Here is a 20,171-nt window from a genome sequence, read left to right on the forward strand (position 1 = left end):
AAATATGAATTTTGTTGAGGGTTATAGATTTTCATTTAGAGGTGAATAAGCTAGAAATTAACATAAGTATACCTTTGATTTTTAAATCTAATCTTCCATGCTTAGTGCTAAAAAATAGTCTTTTATTTGCTTCGATGTGATTGCCTGCTAAATATTCAAATCGTCCTTTGGTGTAATTTAAGTTTGCTAAGTTCTTGTTTTTTTGTTTGGTATTTAGTAAGTAAAGAAACTCACTTGTTGCATGTGTCATTGGATAGAACATATTTTTTTGTGAAATGCCGTTTTTATGTAATTGGTAAAATCCTAGTTTTTTTGGTACATACTTAAACTTTTCAGTAAGATTGGCAATATGTAACCATGTGTTATAATCTTCGGATCCTACCATGGCACGATTTTCGTTCATGCCATTAACCTGTTCAAGTAGTCTCTTTCTTACCGTAACAGACGATGTGGCAAGAGCATTGCCTCTTGTTAATAAATCAATTGTTACAGGTTTTTTTGTTTGCCATGATTTGATAAGTTTTGGTCTGAAGTAACGAGGTTGATCGCTAATAATTTCAAGATCATGATAAATAATGTCATTTTGATTATTTGGATATTGTAGGCATATTTCAAGTTTGTCTTTTGTCCACCAATCATCAGAGTCTAAAAATGCAATCCATTCACCTTTAGCAACATTTATTCCTGCATTTCTTGATACTGCAATTATGCCGTTGTTATTGACTTTTAATACGACAATGCGTGGATCTATGAAGTTTGATAAAATTTCATCTGTATTATCAGTAGAGTGATTATCTACAACAATAGCCTCCCAATTATTATACGTTTGATCGAATACTGATTGTAATGCACGACCTAAATATTGAGCATGGTTATAAGTGGGTATAACCACAGATACTAATGGTTTGTCTATATTTATCATAGGGGTGATTTTTTTGCTATGAAGAAGGCAGCACAAAATTTTAATAAATTATCAATTTCAATTGTCTTTTCTGTATTTTGGACTTCTATACCTAATGTATCTAAACGATGATTACTGAATTTTAAATTTTGGTGATATTCATTTGAGGTTGTTTCAGGTCTATGTAGCATCGGTTCAAAGCCTAATATAGCAAGTGATCTTTGTTGAATCAGTTGTGCTATTTCCAGTACAGTTTGCGATACACCTGAGCCTATATTAAATAGATTGGTTTGCAGTAGCTCAGATGGAATCTCAACTAAATCTTGAGTAACACGGCAGACATCACTCATGCCAATAAAATCGCGATATTGTAGCCCACTTGTTTGTAAAACTAACTTATGTGATTGAACGGCTTGTTTACATAGATCATTGACTAACAACATCCAGCAGTTGACATCGTTATGTGTTGGTGCGCCAAAAGCATTGGATAATCGCAATACAATACCCTGCATTGTTCCGTATTGAGTTGCACTTAATACTGCCTGTTCCCCTGCAAGATGTGAAGTTGCATAAGGGTGCAAGTTGCGTGGGCATTGCTCCTCGGTGATAGTACCAACGAGAGGGCTATCATAAACATGTGCAGTGGAGAAGTAGATGAAACGTGATACCCCTGCACGTTTGGCTACGGCGACCAATCGTGCAGTCGCCACACCGTTAAACGCCAAGGCAGCCACCGGATCAGCAACACAATCCTGTGCATTCATACCCGCTGCATGTATGACAATATCTACACCAGTACAGCACTTTTCAAGAGTAGCAACATCATCCCATAGCATTTGTACCACTTTGGCTTGTGGCAGCCACTCTGGAGGGGTAACAGCATTGCGCGATCCCAGAATAACTTGGTAGCCTGTTTGTGCTAGATGTACTGCAACTCGTCCGCCTACGAAACCGAAACCACCTGTGATCAGTATCGTAGCCATATCAAACTTTCCATGGGGCATCGTTCGCCCATAGTGATTCTAATAATTCGTGATCACGTTTTGTGTCCATGCAGTGCCAGAAACCGTCATGACGGTAAGCCATTAACTCGCCTGCTTTTGTGGCTTGTTCTAAAGGCTCTCGTTCTAACATGGTATCGTCACCTGCAATCAAATCGAAGAATTCCGGTTCAATCACAAAATAGCCGCCGTTGATCCAGCCATCGTGTAATTGTGGTTTTTCCTGGAAACTGGCTACTCGCGCTCCATCTATTTCTAACTCACCAAAGCGAGCAGTAGGACGCACGGCAGAGACCGTCACCATTTTTCCATGGCTACGGTGAAAGTCGAGTAGTGCATCTAAGTCAATATCGGCAACCCCATCACCATAAGTCAACATAAATGTTTCGTTACCAATAAAGGATTGCAGTCGTTTGACTCGCCCACCCGTCATTGAGTTAGCACCTGTATTGGCTAGTGTCACTCGCCAATCTACGGAATCAATTTGGTGGGGCGTAACATTGCCGCTAGCTAGATCGACTGTAAAATCAGCATTAAGGGAGCGGTAATTTAGGAAGTATTCTTTAATGACCTCTGCTTTATAGCCTAATGCGACATAAAAATCCTTGTGTCCGAAGCGAGCATAGGTTTGCATAATATGCCAGAGAATAGGTTTTCCACCTATCGGTACCATCGGTTTTGGGATAACGCCAGTATATTCAGATAATCGAGTGCCGAATCCCCCGGCAAGAAGAATAACTTTCATATAAATCCAACCTTTTTCGTAGAGAATTTTAACGGTGTTCTAATGCCCACTGATACGGAATACTCGTATCACTAGGAGAGCGACGTACAAGTTCATCAGGATGATGCGGTAAAGTGGCACAGTTAGCTACGATGGAAGCCACAGTCCCAACACATTTGAAACCGTTCCATATCATGGGTGGAACAGTGACTAACATATAATTTTCTGGGGAAATAAACAGTTCTTGAACTTCACCCCGAGTAGGGCTATCAGGGCGATCATCAAATAGTACAAACTTTATTTCACCGTAAATAACGGCATAATTTAATGTCATTTCTTTATGTAAATGCCAAGCTTTGACGACACCTGGATGAGTACAAGAAAAATAAATCTCCCCAAATCTTGAGAAAACAGGAGAGTCTTCACGTAGCATGTGCATGACTTTGCCACGCTCATCAAAAATTTGTCGAAGAGGAGTAACAATTACGCCGTCTATCATGTTAACTCCGGGAAAAATGCGTGAATTTGAGTTCGGGTAATTTGCTCTGCATCCTGACCTTCCATAATGGCTTTGTACCAGAGAGCGGTTGCTTTGAGCGTTGTATCAGCATTCCAACGTGGATACCAGTTAAGTAACTGATGTGCCTTGTCACAGTTCAGTTGTAGTAATCTTGCTTCATGAACCTGTGTTTGAGACTCAACAATTTCAATATTCCCCCTTCCTAGATGATCTATTATTATTTCTGCAACATTCTGGACTGTACGCACTTCATGAGTGGATGGTCCGAAATTCCATGAACCATTCCAACGTTGAGGTTCTTCGTATAAACGCACTGCTAACAACAAGTAACCTGCCAATGGTTCTAGCACATGTTGCCAAGGTCGAGTAGCGTTAGGACTACGCAAGCGTATAGGATTATCTGCGTTAATAGCGCGGATGCAATCTGGAATGATACGGTCTACTGCCCAATCACCACCACCAATCACATTGCCTGCACGGGTACTAGCAGCACCCAATAATGGTCTGTGAGTAAAAAAAGATCTCTCATAAGATGAGAAAACAATTTCTGCTGCCGCTTTGGATGCGCTGTAAGGGTCTCTACCACCCAGTGGGTCATTTTCTCTGTAGCCCCAAATCCATTCAACATTCTCGTAACACTTGTCCGAAGTGATATAAACCAAGGAACGTACTGATTCACATTGACGAACTGCATCCAGCAAATGAACTGAGCCTAAGACGTTGGTTGAAAAAGTGGCTGTTGGGTCATCATAAGAGGGTCTGACTAAAGCTTGAGCGGCCAAATGAAAAACAAATTCAGGCTGAAAATCGTTTAGTGTTTTGGATAACGTTGAGGCATCTCTTATATCACCTTCAACATGCTTAATTTTTTGGGATAGATTCAGCAAGTCGAAATGACTGGGAGTTGTTGCAGGGGAAAGTGCAAAGCCCATGACATCTGCACCAATCTCGTGTAATAAAAATGCTAACCATGAGCCTTTAAAACCAGTGTGACCAGTAATAAATACACGTCGCCCTTTAAGGTGTTGGAAAATATCTTTCATATTCGTCATTGGGATTCCTTAATAAGTTTTGTATACAAATCACTATAGTTGTTTAATGCTATTTGAGTAGTAAAGTGGGTGCTGAATTCTGTCGATGCCATTTTTCCCATTTGTTCTCTAAGCTGCTGATTGAGTATTAGAGTATGCATAGCTTCAGCTAGTTGCTTAGCATCACGAGGTGCTACTAAAAAACCTGTTACACCATCAATTACCTGTTCAGGTGTGCCAGCTAAGCGGCTCGCTATCACTGGCTTGCCTAATGCCATTGCTTCCAAGATCACATTGGGAAAATCCTCATCTTGTATTGATGGAAGTATCAATATATCTATGGCATTCATGAAATCCACAACATTGGCTTCTTCACCAACAAAAGTTACGAATTGTTCTAGTTTATTCTGTGTTACAAACGAAATAAGCGTTTCGCGAAGAAAACCATCACCTTCAATTAATACTTTAAACGTATTGCCTATCATTTTTTTTTCTTGTATTAGCTCCAAAACAGCATTTAATAAAATTTGATGTCCTTTCCTAGGAATTAGCAGTGCTACTACACCAAATACTACCCCGTCAAAACGGTCTAAATTCAGCCGTTTACGGGTTTCAGTAATAGTACTAGTTGAGTCACGCAAGGTAATGCCATTATGAATGGCATGGGTCTGTTGTATTGGTAGGCTCAGTACTTTACGTAAACGTTCACTGGCTGCTTTTGAACCTGTTATAAACATCGAAACAGAGTGGACTACCAGCCTGTCGATGGGATAGTCAAACCAACGAGAATAATGGTTGTAACCTACAGCCATATTATTGACAACCATGATTATTTTAGGAATAGATGCAAATTTTCCTGCAATAGCCGCAGCCCTAGCTGATTTTGCTGCTGGATAACCACCATTATTTATATGGAGAACATCTGGCTTTATTTTTTTAAATAATTGGTACAGTACTATTGTCTGATAGGTGAGTAGTGGAATGCTAATAACTAATCGTGCGATTCCCATCAATAATTTGCGAGAAATTAATGGCAGCCATGAAGGTAATATTGTGTGATCAGACAAGTTTATAAAGCTTAGTGGATGAACTGTGGTTTTTTTATGGACTCTTTTCTGAAAACCCATACTGTAAGGAATAGAGTAAACGTAGCTAAAAGATATATCATAGTCATTGTTAATTAGTTCAGAGTTGAAGAAATTAGCCAGCATGTTTTCACAACCAGCAAAAAAACTACATTCTGAGTGATAGTGTATTTTGGGCATAGTTAGTTTTTACTGATCTGAGATTGATAATATTCAATTGTTTTTCTCAGACCATCCTCTATCTGTATTTCTGGCTTCCAGTGAATTTTTCCCTGTGCACGATTAATGTTTACAGCATAATTCATAACTTCATTTTGTCTATAAGGCAATGCGCCAAATTTTAAATGTTTCATAGCATCAGAGCCAATTAAATTGGCTATCACTAATGCAATATCTTTTATGCGATGAGAATTTCCTGCACCAATATTAATGACGTTTCCATTAACCTCATCGTTGGCATTTATGCTGCTAATGATGGCAGCGATAACATCATCAATGTAAACAAAGTCACGTAATTGTCCTCCTTGAGTCATGGCGAAATCTTTTTTGCTGAGTAAGCTTTGAATTAATGCGGGTAAGAACATTTCATTACCCTGTTCTGGTCCATAAATGACTGTTGGACGCAATACGACTGCTGGAAAGTTATGAGATTGGCTTAAGGAAAGTAGTAATTTTGTAATAGCTAGTTTTGATAAACCATAGCTATTTGAGGGTTGCTCTTGTTGATTTTCATTAAAAGGCAAAGTTATATCACCATATTCATCGCAAGAACCTAGAAAAACAAATCGTTTTAAATTTAAAAAGTCAAGGCAAGCTTCAATAAGATTTGAAGCTATTAATAAGTTAGCATGATGGGATGTGAAAAATTCGTTCTTGGTGCTGATTCTGTTTTTTAAACTAGCCAAATGAATTACATAGTCAGGTTTGATTTTTGCTATGGCTTTAATGGTATCTTCTTTTTTAGTTAAATCTGTCGTGATGCTATTGAATAGTTTATGAGTAATGTTACCTTCTTTAAAGTCTATACCAGTAACTTCAAAATTATTTCTTAATAGCTTGGTGCATAAGTTTTTGCCTAAGAAACCATTAGATCCGGTAATTAATATGTGTTTTCCTGTGCTCACCTTAAAATATCCTTATGGTTTTGTTAAGTAGTATGTAATATCATCAAGAGGATATAAATGGCTCAAATATGTCTCATAGCGATTAGGGTATTTATTTGCTATTTTTATAATTATTTTTTTAAACAAATCATTGGTAAGAGACTCATTAAATACAATTTTCTCAACTAAGAACCTTGCGGGCGTATAATCATAACGCTGGCAAATAATATGTCGCGGGTCATAGTAAGCAAAAGAATCTACTGTATAAAAAGTCTTATGAGTGGGGTCAATAAATGCCCATATGGAGCGAAAATAAGGAACGATAACTTTAACTTTTCCTCCGACTTTAGTAATACGATAAATTTCTTCCATTACTCTCATCGGCTGGTCCAGGTGTTCTAGTACATTATCTAAGTAAATCTGATCAATTGAATTGCTTTCAAATGGATAAGGGAAAATATTAAGGTCATGAATAATATCGGCATTATGCCGATCAGAGTAGTCAACACCGATACTACCAGGTCTCTTTTTTTTGCCACATCCAAGATCAAGTATTTTAAGTTGTGGCTGTTCTGTTTGTGATTTAATCATTGATCGAACTCAATAAGATTTTTTTAATGTCTATCGCTGGGGTGTGACTGATTTTTGCATATCTGTCACAAAATTGCTTTCTAGCATCTTGAACCTCACTTTGCATCCACCATTCATCAACATTGTTCCAAATTTCCTTTATTTTTATTGCAATAGATTGTGGTGTTAAATGAATAATTCCTGCATTAAGTAGTTTTTCATAGTAAGGTTTTGCGCTCTCTCGCAGATGATAAAAATCATTCTGCCAAAAAGCAAGAGTTGGAATGTTTGATGATAAAGTTTCGAGAATACCTGTTGAATCATAACTGTGAACAACTAACCTGGAATTAGAAATCAATTTTTTGATGTTTGTTTTGCCAGTATCTACTTTGATTGATTGATCAAATGCTTGCCATCTAGCCTCTTCATCCCAATTCATATTCCGATATTGAGCATGAAGTCTAATAGTTGTTTGTCTTTTTATATCTGATCCAAGAGTGCTGATAAATAATAGTTGATTGTCAAAGTAATACTTGAACTCTTCGGTACTATCCCATGTTGTTATCCGATGAGTTTCGCATAATTCTATCAATAGTAATCCACCCTGTGGGTTATAGCTTGCTTTTTTTTGATTGGCTGTTTTAAATATAAAAGTAGGAATGTGTTGCGGTAGACCATCAGTCCAACCCCAAGTCAGGAATTTATCTGCTGTTTCTTCTTCAATAGAAGGGTTCATGTAGCGGTAAGTACCGTAGTTATTACCATGTTGCCCAGTAATATAAAGTGTGCCTGACTCAGTTTTTTGTGCTGTCCATAGTTTGAACACTTCATCAGTATCGAAATTATTACTTGTAAAAATGAATTTCGGATATTTAGGCCATAACTGTTGATGAGTTATACTTTCTAGCTCTTTAAAACCTTCTAAATAACATGTAGGAAGTAACTTAAATAGTAGCGATTGTACTATACCCTCTGTTGTGTTATCAGATTGTATAATTAGTTTTTTTGATAGACTTTCTCTCAATAGGTTATCTACTTTTGATGCTATGGTAATCGGCGATGACTTCCATAGCTGTGGAAATTGCGATAATACTAGTTGTAGTTTAATAACCTCTTTGTGAGGGAGGTAACTGTTAATAATAACAGCATCAGATTTTTTAGTTAAATACTTTTCAGTAAGTTTCGTTGTTTTTTTATAAAGCGAAAGTGCATGTTTTTTGACTGGTGATAAATCATAGCTTGCAGCTTTTTTGAAGGAAAAGTAGTTTTTCCCAGAATTAATTTCAATTTGATCTGTTGATATATCTTTTTTTTCTAAAAGGTCTAATATTTCTGCTATTAATATATTGTTCCAGTGACCATCATTAAATGCCCATATTGCAGTATATGAATCAGAGACTGCTAATGTGTAGCTGTTTTTATTATATGTTGTAGTACCTGAAATATCGTAATGCTGAAAACATTGCTCTAAACTTTTTGTGCGATTAATAATAACATTGATATAGCGTCTTAGCCAATGACCAAGGATAATTTTCCAAGAACGTTGGCTATATTGTTTATTATGATGTTTATTAAGGATTTCACTTAATTTGGGTAATATTTTTTGTTCTAAAGACTTTGCTTCAGCGTAATCGGCATCTTTTTGAGTTGGTTCCAACCCATAGGAAGGAGCCACAACTGCATCCATTTCCTGCCAAATGTGCTTTCTACTATGGAGTAGACACCATTCTCCAAGAAATACTACGGGTCTGTCGAATTTCCATGTTTGTTCATCAGATGTGGTAATTAAATACCTAGGGATATTGTTATCTAATTCTTTAGTTAATGTCTTTTTCATAATTTAAGAAATTTATTCATCTTTCTATTGCATTCCAAGTTATAGCTGTCTTTTCTTTTACATCATGTTGTAGTTTTTTACCTAATAACGTATTGAAATACTTTGGAGCTAACCCAAACCCCGGCCTAACACTCCGCACACACTCCTCTGTAATCACTTCCCCCACCTCCATATCCTTCACAAAATACAACGACCGCCGAAACTTCACATTCCCCCGCTCGCTGGCTTTCATCCCATAGTCCACTTGCCCCAAGGCTTCCCAAGCCGTTTTTGTATCGCGGCATAAGGCTGCCAATTCCTGCGGCTCTAGTGAGAAGCTGTCATCCGGCCCACCACCTTTACGGTCAAGTGTCACATGCTTTTCAATGATGGATGCACCCAAGGCAATACTGGTAATCGCGGTGGTGTTGTCAATGGTGTGGTCAGAAAGCCCGGTCACCAAACCAAACCGCTGAATCATATCGGGTATAGTTCGCAAGTTGTAATCAGCCGCTGGGGCAGGGTAGCCGCTGACGCAATGTAAGATGGCAAGCTCTTTGCAGCCACCTTCACGGGCGGCTTCAATGGCTTCCTGAATTTCTTCCGCATTTGCCATACCGGTTGAGATAATCATCGGCTTGCCGGTACTGGCAGCGTATTTGATTAGTGGAAGATCAACGGCTTCAAATGAGGCAATTTTATAGGCGGGAGCGTTTAAGTCTTCCAGTAAGTCAATCGCCGTATTATCGAAGGGTGAGCTGAAAATGGTAATGCCCAGTTTATGGGCGTAATCGAATAGCGGTTTATGCCAATCCCAAGGCATGTAGGCTTCTGAGTACAGTTGATAGAGTGTTTTTCCATCCCATAAGCCGCCATGTATCTGGAAGTCTTCAGAGTCGCAATCTAAAGTAATCGTATCGGGTCTATATGTTTGTAGCTTGACGGCATCCGCTCCAGCCGATTTTGCGACTTCAATAATTTTGAAAGCGTTATTGATGTCACCATTATGGTTAGCAGACATTTCAGCAATAATATAAGGTGCTTGATCTGCTCCAATGGCTCGCTTATTGATGAATATATTAAGTGCTTTTTTCATGTTCTCTTTTTAACCATATTTTGCTGGGTAGACTAAAATGAATAACGTCATGGTGGCTGTTGCCATCTGAATATCCATCTTTGACAGTTTTTTCTTTTAGAAACCCTAGTTTCTGATGATAAGCCAATGAGCTTTGATTATATTGGATAACCTGAGCATTGACTTTAGCTAGTCCTATTTTCTTGAAGGCATAGTCTAGAACATAATTGCCTAATAGTTTGCCTGTGCCTTGAGGGGAATCTGGTGCTTTGTAAAAACCCCAATCAGCTTCTAAATTATCTTTGACATTAAATGATATGAAACCTTGTGGTTCTCCTTGATTCTCAAAGAGAAGTAAGAATTGATTTTGCTGATGTGACTTCTCTAAAAACCATTGTTCATGTTCGTCTTGACTTATTTCGTTTTGGTTGAACATACAAGACCGGACTGAAGGATGATTTCTCCATTGACGGACAAGCTGTAGATCACTGGTTTTCATTCGGCGGATAAATGAGCCGCCTACCAAGTGATGGCTGATTCTTTTCGTACCAAGTCCATCACAGATTATGCTGGTTTTTTCTGCCTTGTTGCGCAGATCTGATGATATGCCAGTAAGTATTGTATTTAATTTGTGTGAGAGTTTTGCAACATGATAGATGATATAGGCAATATCTTTTCTATCTAGTTCATCAGCAATTTTTCGTTGATTTTCTGCCAATACTAACATAATCGTTGGCAAACCAAGACAACAGCGTTCCCATGTCGTGCTTCCCGCCGCGCCAATGCAGAGGTCACTGTTAGCCATCAACTCAGCCATATGGGTGACATTGACCCTAACTTCAGTAGACCAAGGCAGTTGTTGGGCTTGTGCTTTAATGCTTTCCAGCCAAGGGGCGTGTTCTCCCATGACGATGGTAATGTGGCAATCGTTGGGTAACTGGCTATTTGCTAAAGTGGTGAGTACTTGTCCAGTTACGTTATTCTTATCCATGCCACCCAAAGTAATCAGCAACTGTTTTAACTGTGGCTGTTGGCGGCGTTGCAGGCTGTATTCACGCCATTGGGCAAACTCAGGGCGTAACAGCGCATAGTAAGAGCCGGTAAAGATGGTGCAATGTTCAGGGACAAGTGCCTGATAATCGCGTTCATCACGTCCAAAGGTTTGATCCAGCAATAAATCGCAATCATGCTGGCGGTCTGCCAAATCATCAATCACCATGATTTTTTGACAATACGGTCTTAGTTGCTTTTCCCAATCTCTGTCCAAAGCATAATGATCTACAATCAACCAAGCAGGCTTATCAGTCGTTAGTGATTGGATCGCCACGATGGTTTGCTCTGCGTCTTCATCAGGGGTTGCGCCGAGCCAAGACAGATATTCCTGCCGTGGGTATTGGCTGGTAAGCGAAGTGTTAGCTTCCTTAGTCGGTAAGGCAACAAGACCATGCCCTTTGCTTTGGATTAACGCCAACATATTGCCGCTATGTTCACGGCAAATGAAAGTGCAGTTTGCACCTTCATTTTTCAGCGCATCCGCCAAGGTCAGGCAGCGCATTACATGACCACTGCCTATTTGGATGGAAGCATCGGCGCGGAAGATAACTACCATGTCAGCTATTTTTCTCTATCGCTTTAAACATCAACTCAGCTCTTATCCAATCTTCTGGAGTATCAATGTCTTGAACTAAGTGCCTAGGTAAAATAACAGGATATGATTCTGAGGAGAAAATAGGTTTTTCTTCCAGCCAAGCAGTTCTTGCTCCCCAGTAAAACTGCCCTGCATCATGATAGGCTTCTTCCAAATCTTGAGAACGTGTATTGAAATATTCCGGTGAGAACATTTGTACTGCGCCGTTTTGCTGAAGCTTGATAGCCCGTTGGATAGGAAAAGCATAACTGGTAACAGAGAAAACATAATCGGCATCGTGTTGCTGAATTAACGTGAGTCCACTTTTCAACACATCGGCAGAAATAAATGGTGCTGTTGCGTAAATACAGCATATCCATTCAGGTATAACCTGATTAGCCTCTAACCATTGAATAGCATGTTTGATGACTGGAATCGTCGCAATAAAATCGCCCGATAATTCTTCAGGTCGCATAAAAGGCACTTCTGCTCCCGAACGCAAGGCTACTTCAGCAATTTCCTCATCATCGGTAGAAACAATAACCCGCTCAAAACAGCCACTTTGTAAAGCCGCTTCAATCGACCAAGCAATCATTGGTTTGCCACAAAAATCCTTGATATTTTTCCGAGGAATGCGCTTGCTTCCCCCGCGAGCTGGAATGATAGCAACGTTCATGCTTGTAAAATCTTTGTAAGTGTCGAACAAACAATCTCTTGCTGCTCATCAGTCATGCCGGAGAACATTGGCAGACTAATTGCTTCCTGATAATACCGTTCACTTTCAGGAAAATCCCCAGATTCAAACCCCATCGCCTGATAATAAGGCTGGGTATGCACCGGAATATAATGAAGATTGACTCCAATGCCTTGTTGACGTAGCGCATCAAACACTTCCCGATGAGTCAATTTGATGGCATCCGGTTGTAGCCGTATCACATACAAATGTAAGCCAGAATAACTATCAGGGTGCTGCCAAGGCAGGGTAAGCGGGAGGTGGGCTAGCAGTTCATTATAGCGTTGCGCTAATTCATGCCGCCGTTGTACAAATGTATCCAGTCGTTGCATTTGACTAAGCCCCAAAGCCGCCTGCATATCCGTCATGCGGTAGTTAAAGCCCAAGTCAATTTGTTGGTAATACCATGCACCATCCGATTCGTGAGTCATCTGTGCCGGATCGCGAGTAATGCCATGACTGCGCAATAGTGCCATCTTTTCCGCTAGTTCTGCATGATTAGTGACAGCGATTCCACCTTCAGCCGTGGTAATGATCTTTACCGGATGAAAGCTAAAAATAGTTATATCACTGTAACGACACGACCCAATCGGCTCATTCTGATACTTACCACCAATCGCATGAGAGGCGTCTTCAATAATCTTAAACCCAAATTCCTGACTTAACTGATGAATTCGCTCCATCTCACAAGGCTGCCCGCACAAATGCACCGGAATCACCACCTTGGGTAAACGATTCTGCTGCCGCGCGTGTTCCAGCTTAATCTGTAATTGCTCAACACTTAAATTATAACTGCGTGGATTTATGTCGACAAAATCAATACTTGCCCCACAATACAACGCACAATTGGCACTGGCGACAAATGTAATCGGGCTAGTCCAAACTACATCGCCTTTACCAACCCCTAACGCCAAACAAGCAATATGCAAAGCAGAAGTGGCGCTATTCACCGTAACAGCATGTTGTACCCCGCAATAATCACTTACTGCTTGTTCAAAAGCCGGAACAGCAGGCCCTTGGGTGAGGAAGTCGGAACGCAACACATCAACCACTGCCTGAATATCGGCTTCACTAATGTCTTGTCGACCATAAGGGATAAAGCTCATTTAGATATTTCCGATCTTATGCTGATTCTGCTCAATCCATTCTTTGAGGGTGTCAATACTCATCCATTCGGTATTACTATCACTTTCATACACAAAATCTTCCGGTACTTTTACCCCATCTTTGATACGGTTCGGGTCAATACTCCAGTTATGAATAGCAGGTAATATCTTGAAGTGATCAGGGTACTGATAAGTATGATAAGCATCTTCCGCACTAATCATTTGCTCATGCAGTTTTTCACCGGGGCGGATACCCATAATGGTTTGCTCTGCATCAGGTGCAACAGCTAGTGCAACATCTGTTACCTTCATTGAAGGAATTTTCTTAACATAGATTTCACCACCTTCCATATCTTCAAAAGCGTGCCATACCAACTCAACTCCTTGTTCTAAGGTAATCATAAAGCGAGTCATGCGTGTGTCGGTGATGGGTAATTTACCTTGAGCTGCGATAGATAGAAAAAAGGGGATAACTGAACCGCGTGAACCCATGACATTCCCATAACGCACGACAGCAAAACGTGTTTGTTTGCCACCGCTGTAAGAATTACCCGCTACAAATAATTTATCTGAAGCTAGTTTGGTTGCGCCATACAAATTGGCAGGGCTACTGGCTTTATCAGTAGACAGCGCGACAACTCGCTTCACACCCTTATCAATGCAAGCATCAATTAGGTTCATTGCACCATTGATATTCGTCTTCACACACTCAAACGGGTTGTACTCTGCTGTTGGTACAATCTTTGTTGCTGCTGCATGAACGACATAATCAACACCATCCAAAGCACGGTACAAACGGTCTTTGTCACGCACATCACCAATGAAAAAACGTACTCGTGGATCATCTTGAAATAACTTCGCCATTTCCCATTGTTTCATCTCGTCACGGGAATAAATGATGATTTTCTTGGGATTATATTTGGCGAGTGTCATTGGGATGAAGGTGTGACCAAAAGAGCCAGTACCGCCCGTGACCAAAATGGAGGAGTTGTTAAGCATGAGTTTGCTGTTCCTTATCGTTGGATTGAATAGCTACTGAATCGCTGATAATAGCTTGGTAGCTGCCGATACGTTTGATATGCCCATCCCCCAACTCCACAATCTGCGTACAATTTTTCAGGGTGGTTAGCCGGTGCGCAATGATAATCAGCGTGAGGTCATTACTAAGGCTTTCAATCGCCTGCATAACCGCCTGTTCCGTTTCTGTATCCAGTGCGCTGGTAGCTTCATCGAACACAATAACGTCCGCTTGTTTATACAGTGCGCGGGCAATGCCAATCCGTTGCCGCTGACCACCGGATAAGCGAATACCGCGTTCACCCACAAAAGTCTGGTATTGTTCAGGCCAGCTTTCAATACTCTCAGCGATTTGCGCTTGTTGGGCTGCCAGCCTGACACGCCCATGATCAATTTGCTCTTTGGGAATACCGAAAGCAATATTTTCTGCTACTGTGCTATCCGCTAAGAAAATACTCTGCGGGACATGAGCGATGTGCTGTTGCCAAGTCCTTTGGTTCTCCGCTGTGAGCACTTGGCCATCAATAGCCAAGGTTCCTTCAGTAGGCGGTAACAAGCCCATAATAATATCAATTAAGGTACTTTTACCGCTGCCGGTAGCACCGATAAAACCAATACGACTGCCTTTGGGAATAGTCAGATTAATATCCCGCAATATCCACGGCGTTGCGTCACTGTAACGAAACGCCAGTTGCTGAAGTTGAATCTGTTGTTTGAAAGACAGTGCTTCACTGACTGGCTGGTCAGCGTGAGCGGGAAGGGGCTGTTCAAGTAAGGCAATAGTGTCTTGCAATGACATCTGACCGCCGCGAATCTGTGACCAAGCCCCATAAGCCTGTTGCAACACAGGTAACAGACGTTGCGCCCCCAATGCCAGAGCACCTAACACTGGAATGGCTTTAGCTACACCATCCTCTTGTTGAGCAAGTGAATAGGCCAATAAGGCGATTAACAACATCCCCAATGCTTCCATACCAAAGCGTGGACTACTACTGATAAATAAATTATTGCCTTGGGCGCGACGTAGCGGTAAATCGGCATTGCGATAAACTTGGCAATAAGTCGCCTGATTACCATCAATCAGCACATCACGAATCCCCCCTAAACCCTCCTGTAGCGATTTAATCACTTGCGTTGATTCATGCGCAATACGCTGACTGCCTGCTAATAAACGTTTACGAGTTAGGCGAATAATGAGCGCATATATCAAGCCGAACCCCCCAAATGCGACCAGTGCAATTACGGGATTCACTGCTAGCAATGCAACCAGTATCACAACCAACATAATACTGGAGCTAACTAAAGTTAGTATGGGAACAATTGTGTTATAGATAACCTGATTAGATTTAGTTGAGATTCCGTTAATGATTTCACTGCTATTACGCGCACAATGTATTGCATAAGGCTGATAGAGGGTGCGGCGATAAATGCTGATGCTCAAATCAGCACCTGTCGCAAAAGACAAACGAGTACTCACCCACAGCAGTAACAAGCGCATGGTTCCAGCAACAATCGCAGCCACTCCAAAAGCAATAGTCAACGGTAACAATAGCTGCTCTGGTTCGCTCAACCCCAATGCCTGAATAAGGGGCTGGGCGGCTGCATGTTCAAACACCCGTTCCGGTGCAGTCAAAACTCCAAGAAACGGCAAAACAGCACCAATACTCACGATTTCTGCAAAAGAGGCTAGCACCATCAGTACGAGCAATAAGCCAAATTGGCGGCGACGACGAGGGCTAATGTGTTGCCATAAACGAGCAATTAATTTCTTCAGTGATAAATTTTTTTGTTGATTAATCATTAGATGCTGCAAAATTTCATTATCTGTGAGTGTTTGAAGTTTATTTTTCTAAACTCTTTATGTGCAACAAGTAAAACAATGATGTCAGCTTTATCTTTAATATTTTCTAGATCATCTAATTGTATAGAGTTAGTGTAAATATTAATGTCAGGGATATGTATTGATATTGGAATGTTAGGTTCAACTACAATAATGTTTAATTTTTCCTGACTTAATTTTTGCACTATATGCAATGCAGGTGATTCCCGTAAATCATCAATATCTGGCTTGAATGTCAAGCCAAGGCAAGCAATCACAGGCTTCCTGCCATGATCACGCTCAAAAGTCAGTGCCGCATTTTTAATTTTCTCAATAACCCACTCAGTCTTATAGTTATTCACTTCTCGCGCAGTACGAATGAGAGGGGATTCATCCGGTGTCTTACTAACAATAAACCAAGGATCAACCGCAATACAATGCCCACCAACCCCAGGTCCCGGTTGCAAAATATTTACCCGTGGATGCCGATTTGCCAGCTTAATCAACTCCCAAACATTAATGTCCAGCTCGTCACAAATGATAGAAAGCTCATTAGCAAACGCAATATTCACATCACGAAAGCTATTTTCTGTCAGCTTACACATTTCTGCTGTGCGTGCCGTAGTCGGGATGCACTCACCTTTCACAAACGTTTGATACAACTCAATAGCCCGCTCAGAGCAATGTGGTGTTATACCGCCGATAACACGGTCATTATTCACCAACTCCTGCATAATCTTACCCGGCAACACCCGCTCAGGGCAGTAGGCGAGATTAATGTTTAATACAGGGTTTTGAACATTAAACGGGGGAGGAACAAGATCAGGGCGTTCCTCAGACAGCCATTGGGCGACATCCTCAGTAGTACCAACCGGGGAAGTAGACTCCAGTATTACTAAATCACCCTGTTTTAACACCGGGGCAATAGAGCGTACTGCCGCTTCTACATAACTCACATCCGGCTCATGATCACCCTTAAACGGCGTTGGCACAGCAATCAAAAACGCATCCGCTGCTTCTGGTACAGTCGTCGCCCGCAAATGTCCGGTAGCCACCGCAGTTTTCACCACATCGTCCAAATCAGGCTCAACAATATGAATCTTACCCTGATTAATCGTATCAACCGCTGCTTGGTTAATATCAACCCCAATCACTTTTTTACCAGCAGAAGCAAAAGCCGCCGCCGTAGGCAGACCGATATAGCCCATGCCGATAGTGGAAATGGTTTCAAAAGCCATAATCTATTCCTAAATCTGATTAATTCTTATCGAGTAGTGTCAGCACAATGCGTTGGCAGGCTTTGCCATCACCATACGGATTGTGTGCAAAGCCCATTGCTTCATAAGCGTGACGATCATCCAGCAAATGTCTGGCTTCCTGTACAATTTTGTCAGTATCCGTCCCCACCAGTTTTACCGTACCTGCCTGCACCGCCTCAGGGCGTTCGGTAGTATCACGCATCACCAACACAGGTTTGCCCAGTGAAGGCGCTTCCTCCTGAATCCCGCCAGAATCGGTCAAAATCAAGTAAGCACGGTTCATCAGATACACAAAAGGCAGGTAGTCCAGCGGGTCAATCAAATGAATATTGCTGTTGTGGCTCAATAGCCGATTCACCGGCTCACGCACGTTCGGGTTTAGGTGTACCGGGTACACAATTTCTAAATCATCCCGCTGGGCAAGCTGTGCCAGTGCCTGACAAATACGCTCAAACCCACCCCCAAAACTTTCCCGTCGATGCCCTGTCACCAACAACAATTTTTTCGCCGGATTCAAAAAGCGGAACTGACTCGCCAATTGGTCTTCCAACACAGCATCTTGCTGAATCCGCTGGATAACCTCCAACAGCGCATCAATAACCGTATTGCCAGTCACCACAATGTGTTCAGCCACAACATTCTCTTTCTTCAGATTTTCCGCCGCCAATGCCGTTGGTGCAAAGTGCAGATAGGTAATTGCGCCCGTCAACTTGCGATTGATCTCTTCCGGCCAAGGCGAGTAAATATTGCCAGTGCGTAGCCCAGCCTCCACATGCCCCACCGGAATTTGCTGATAATACGCCGCCAAACTGGCAGCAAATGTGGTGGTGGTGTCGCCATGCACCAGAATCCGGTCTGGCTGAAAGGCTTTCAAAACCTCACGCAATTCGGTAAGTACCCGACACGTAATATCCGTTAAATCTTGCCCTGGTTGCATGATGTTCAGATCGTACTCCGGCACGATTCCGAAGAGTTCCAGCACCTGATCCAGCATTTGGCGGTGTTGTGCGGTAACACACACTCGTGCATCAAAAGCGGGGTTGGCTTGTAGGGCTTTTACCAAAGGAGCCATTTTGATGGCTTCCGGGCGTGTGCCGAAGACGATGAGGATTTTTTTCATAGTGTGTTGTTTGTTCTTGAGTGCTTCAGTTCAATGTTGTGCCAACAGCATGGCGTTGGAAAGGCCGATCTGCTTTCATGGTCAGTTGGTAGATACCCACCACCCGTGGATTACGCCGAATAATGTCATCCGCAATGAAATCCTTACGGGTACGGTTGGCGGCCACAATCGCATTGATCAAGTTCTGCGGCACTTCGCTGTAGTTCGCCAGCAGTTGCTTGGTATCCTTTGGCAGGCAATAACCCCCATAGCCAAACGACGGATTGTTGTAATGGTTGCCAATGCGCGGGTCGAGGCACACCCCATCAATAATCTGCCGCGTATCCAGTTCATTAAAATAAGCCACCCGCATCGCCAGATAAGTATTGGCAAACAGCTTGATCGCCTCCGCCTCGGTCGAATCGGTAAATAGGGTAGGGATGTCCTGCTTGATCGCCCCTTGCTGCAACAGCTCAGCAAAGGTCGCCGCCCGCTGGGAACGTTCCCCCACCACAATCCGTGAAGGGTGCAGGTTGTCATACAACGCCTTGCCTTCGCGCAAAAACTCTGGTGAGAACAAAATATTGTCGCTGCCAGTCTCTTGCCGCAACCGTGCTGTATACCCCACTGGCACAGTCGACTTGATCACCATCACCGCATCTGGGTTAACTGCCATCACATCACGTACCACCGCTTCCACCGAACGGGTGTTGAAGGTATTGGTTTGCGTGTCGTAATCGGTCGGCGTGGCAATAATCACAAACGCCGCACCCCGGTAGGCATCTTCCTTATCCAGCGTAGCGCGGAACTGCAAATCCTGGCGTTGCAGAAAAGCCTCGATCTCGGTATCCGCGATGGGTGACTGCCCGGCATTCAGTTGTGCGATTTTCTCCGGCACGATGTCCAGCGCCACCACTTCATGGTGTTGCGCCAACAGCATAGCGTTGGAAAGACCGACGTAGCCGGTTCCGGCGATGGCAATTTTCATAAGTTATGGGTTTTTAGTCGTTATTTTTGGAGAGGGCGTATGCAATACGCCCTCTTCATGGCGGTTCAGATACAGGGAAGTCTACTTATTCTCAGCGAGAAACATCCATCCCCACTTCTTTACGTACCCGGCGGTAAATGTGTTCCACCGGCACATCCAGTTCGACCGATTCTAACCGGAACGTCTCCCCTGCACGGTAGGCTTCCCGCTCCCATGACGTGCGTCGCCGGAATAGTCGTACTAACGGCACGTCCTGTGACACCACCACATATTCCAACAAGGTGGGAATACTGGTGTAGTTATCGAACTTTTCCTTCAAATCGGTACGTTCTGTGCTATCGGACAGCACCTCGACAATGAGGATGGGGTTAGTGCGTACATACAGGTCATCCGTATTGTCACCGCAAGCCGCCATAATGTCGGGGTAATAGCTGAACTTTTGCCCCTTGTTACGGATAACCACTTTCATGTCTGATTGCCACACCCGGCAACCGTCCCGCAGATGGGTTTCGATTAAGGCATTGAATGAGCTGGCGATGGTGTTGTGTGTTTCGCTTGCTCCTGCCATCGCATAAATCAAGCCATCCACATACTCGCTGCGGATGTCCACGTCGCGCTCACCCGCCAGATAATCCTCAAGCGGTGTGAGGTCATATTTGATTGCGTGTGCCATGTGTGTGCTTACCTTGTGATGCCT

The 20,171-nt window shown here is 42.3% G+C and carries 18 protein-coding genes and 1 pseudogene; all 19 read right to left on the reverse strand.

Annotated elements, in window-relative coordinates:
• Nucleotides 1-31: 31 nt before the first annotated feature.
• Complete coding sequence (locus J9253_RS00215; protein ID WP_210222761.1) at nt 32-922, reverse strand: glycosyltransferase family 2 protein; 891 nt, start codon at nt 920-922, stop codon at nt 32-34.
• Nucleotides 919-1,884 (reverse strand): NAD-dependent epimerase/dehydratase, encoded by a 966-nt coding sequence (locus J9253_RS00220; RefSeq protein ID WP_210222762.1) that lies wholly within the window; start codon nt 1,882-1,884, stop codon nt 919-921. Before J9253_RS00220 ends, J9253_RS00215 begins: the two co-directional genes overlap by 4 nt.
• A 1-nt stretch (nt 1,885) precedes the next feature.
• Nucleotides 1,886-2,647, reverse strand: coding sequence for a glucose-1-phosphate cytidylyltransferase (rfbF, locus tag J9253_RS00225; RefSeq protein ID WP_210222763.1), 762 nt, complete (start codon nt 2,645-2,647; stop codon nt 1,886-1,888).
• Between the two features lie 28 nt (nt 2,648-2,675).
• Complete coding sequence (locus tag J9253_RS00230; RefSeq protein WP_210222764.1) at nt 2,676-3,125, reverse strand: dTDP-4-dehydrorhamnose 3,5-epimerase family protein; 450 nt, start codon at nt 3,123-3,125, stop codon at nt 2,676-2,678.
• Nucleotides 3,122-4,198 carry a CDP-glucose 4,6-dehydratase gene (gene rfbG, locus J9253_RS00235; RefSeq protein WP_210222765.1) on the reverse strand — a complete coding sequence of 359 codons (1,077 nt, stop codon included), beginning with the start codon at nt 4,196-4,198 and terminating at the stop codon, nt 3,122-3,124. The genes J9253_RS00230 and rfbG overlap by 4 nt, the downstream gene beginning before the upstream one ends.
• The gene (locus J9253_RS00240) at nt 4,195-5,388 is read right to left on the reverse strand and encodes a glycosyltransferase family 4 protein (protein WP_210222766.1); all 1,194 of its coding nucleotides are present in this window, start codon (nt 5,386-5,388) and stop codon (nt 4,195-4,197) included. Before J9253_RS00240 ends, rfbG begins: the two co-directional genes overlap by 4 nt.
• A gap of 56 nt (nt 5,389-5,444) precedes the next feature.
• Nucleotides 5,445-6,386, reverse strand: a complete 942-nt coding sequence (locus tag J9253_RS00245; RefSeq protein WP_210222767.1) for an NAD-dependent epimerase/dehydratase family protein — start codon at nt 6,384-6,386, stop codon at nt 5,445-5,447.
• A 12-nt stretch (nt 6,387-6,398) separates the two neighbouring features.
• Entirely contained in the window at nt 6,399-6,956 is a 558-nt protein-coding gene (locus J9253_RS00250; RefSeq protein WP_210222768.1) for a class I SAM-dependent methyltransferase, read from the reverse strand.
• Complete coding sequence (locus J9253_RS00255) at nt 6,949-8,772, reverse strand: LIC12162 family transferase (protein WP_210222769.1); 1,824 nt, start codon at nt 8,770-8,772, stop codon at nt 6,949-6,951. The genes J9253_RS00250 and J9253_RS00255 overlap by 8 nt, the downstream gene beginning before the upstream one ends.
• Before the next feature lie 16 nt (nt 8,773-8,788).
• Complete coding sequence (gene pseI, locus J9253_RS00260; RefSeq protein ID WP_210222770.1) at nt 8,789-9,847, reverse strand: pseudaminic acid synthase; 1,059 nt, start codon at nt 9,845-9,847, stop codon at nt 8,789-8,791.
• On the reverse strand, nt 9,831-11,435 hold the full coding sequence (gene pseG / locus J9253_RS00265; protein WP_210222771.1) for a UDP-2,4-diacetamido-2,4,6-trideoxy-beta-L-altropyranose hydrolase: 1,605 nt from the start codon (nt 11,433-11,435) through the stop codon (nt 9,831-9,833). Before pseG ends, pseI begins: the two co-directional genes overlap by 17 nt.
• Nucleotide 11,436: 1 nt before the next feature.
• Nucleotides 11,437-12,129, reverse strand: coding sequence for a pseudaminic acid cytidylyltransferase (gene pseF / locus J9253_RS00270; RefSeq protein WP_210222772.1), 693 nt, complete (start codon nt 12,127-12,129; stop codon nt 11,437-11,439).
• Complete coding sequence (gene pseC, locus J9253_RS00275) at nt 12,126-13,292, reverse strand: UDP-4-amino-4,6-dideoxy-N-acetyl-beta-L-altrosamine transaminase (RefSeq protein WP_210222773.1); 1,167 nt, start codon at nt 13,290-13,292, stop codon at nt 12,126-12,128. The genes pseF and pseC overlap by 4 nt, the downstream gene beginning before the upstream one ends.
• Nucleotides 13,293-14,291 (reverse strand): UDP-N-acetylglucosamine 4,6-dehydratase (inverting), encoded by a 999-nt coding sequence (gene pseB, locus J9253_RS00280; protein WP_210222774.1) that lies wholly within the window; start codon nt 14,289-14,291, stop codon nt 13,293-13,295.
• Nucleotides 14,284-16,110 (reverse strand): ABC transporter ATP-binding protein, encoded by a 1,827-nt coding sequence (locus J9253_RS00285; RefSeq protein ID WP_210222775.1) that lies wholly within the window; start codon nt 16,108-16,110, stop codon nt 14,284-14,286. The genes pseB and J9253_RS00285 overlap by 8 nt, the downstream gene beginning before the upstream one ends.
• Nucleotides 16,110-17,366 (reverse strand): UDP-N-acetyl-D-mannosamine dehydrogenase, encoded by a 1,257-nt coding sequence (wecC, locus tag J9253_RS00290; protein ID WP_210222776.1) that lies wholly within the window; start codon nt 17,364-17,366, stop codon nt 16,110-16,112. The genes J9253_RS00285 and wecC overlap by 1 nt, the downstream gene beginning before the upstream one ends.
• Nucleotides 17,367-17,385: 19 nt before the next feature.
• Entirely contained in the window at nt 17,386-18,507 is a 1,122-nt protein-coding gene (gene wecB, locus J9253_RS00295; RefSeq protein WP_210222777.1) for a non-hydrolyzing UDP-N-acetylglucosamine 2-epimerase, read from the reverse strand.
• A gap of 70 nt (nt 18,508-18,577) precedes the next feature.
• Nucleotides 18,578-19,474 (reverse strand): annotated as a pseudogene (locus tag J9253_RS00300) (nucleotide sugar dehydrogenase); the annotation flags it as partial.
• A gap of 91 nt (nt 19,475-19,565) precedes the next feature.
• Complete coding sequence (locus J9253_RS00305; protein WP_210222779.1) at nt 19,566-20,147, reverse strand: Uma2 family endonuclease; 582 nt, start codon at nt 20,145-20,147, stop codon at nt 19,566-19,568.
• Nucleotides 20,148-20,171 lie beyond the last annotated feature (24 nt).

The organism is Thiothrix litoralis, assembly GCF_017901135.1.
GTDB classification, from domain to species: domain Bacteria; phylum Pseudomonadota; class Gammaproteobacteria; order Thiotrichales; family Thiotrichaceae; genus Thiothrix; species Thiothrix litoralis.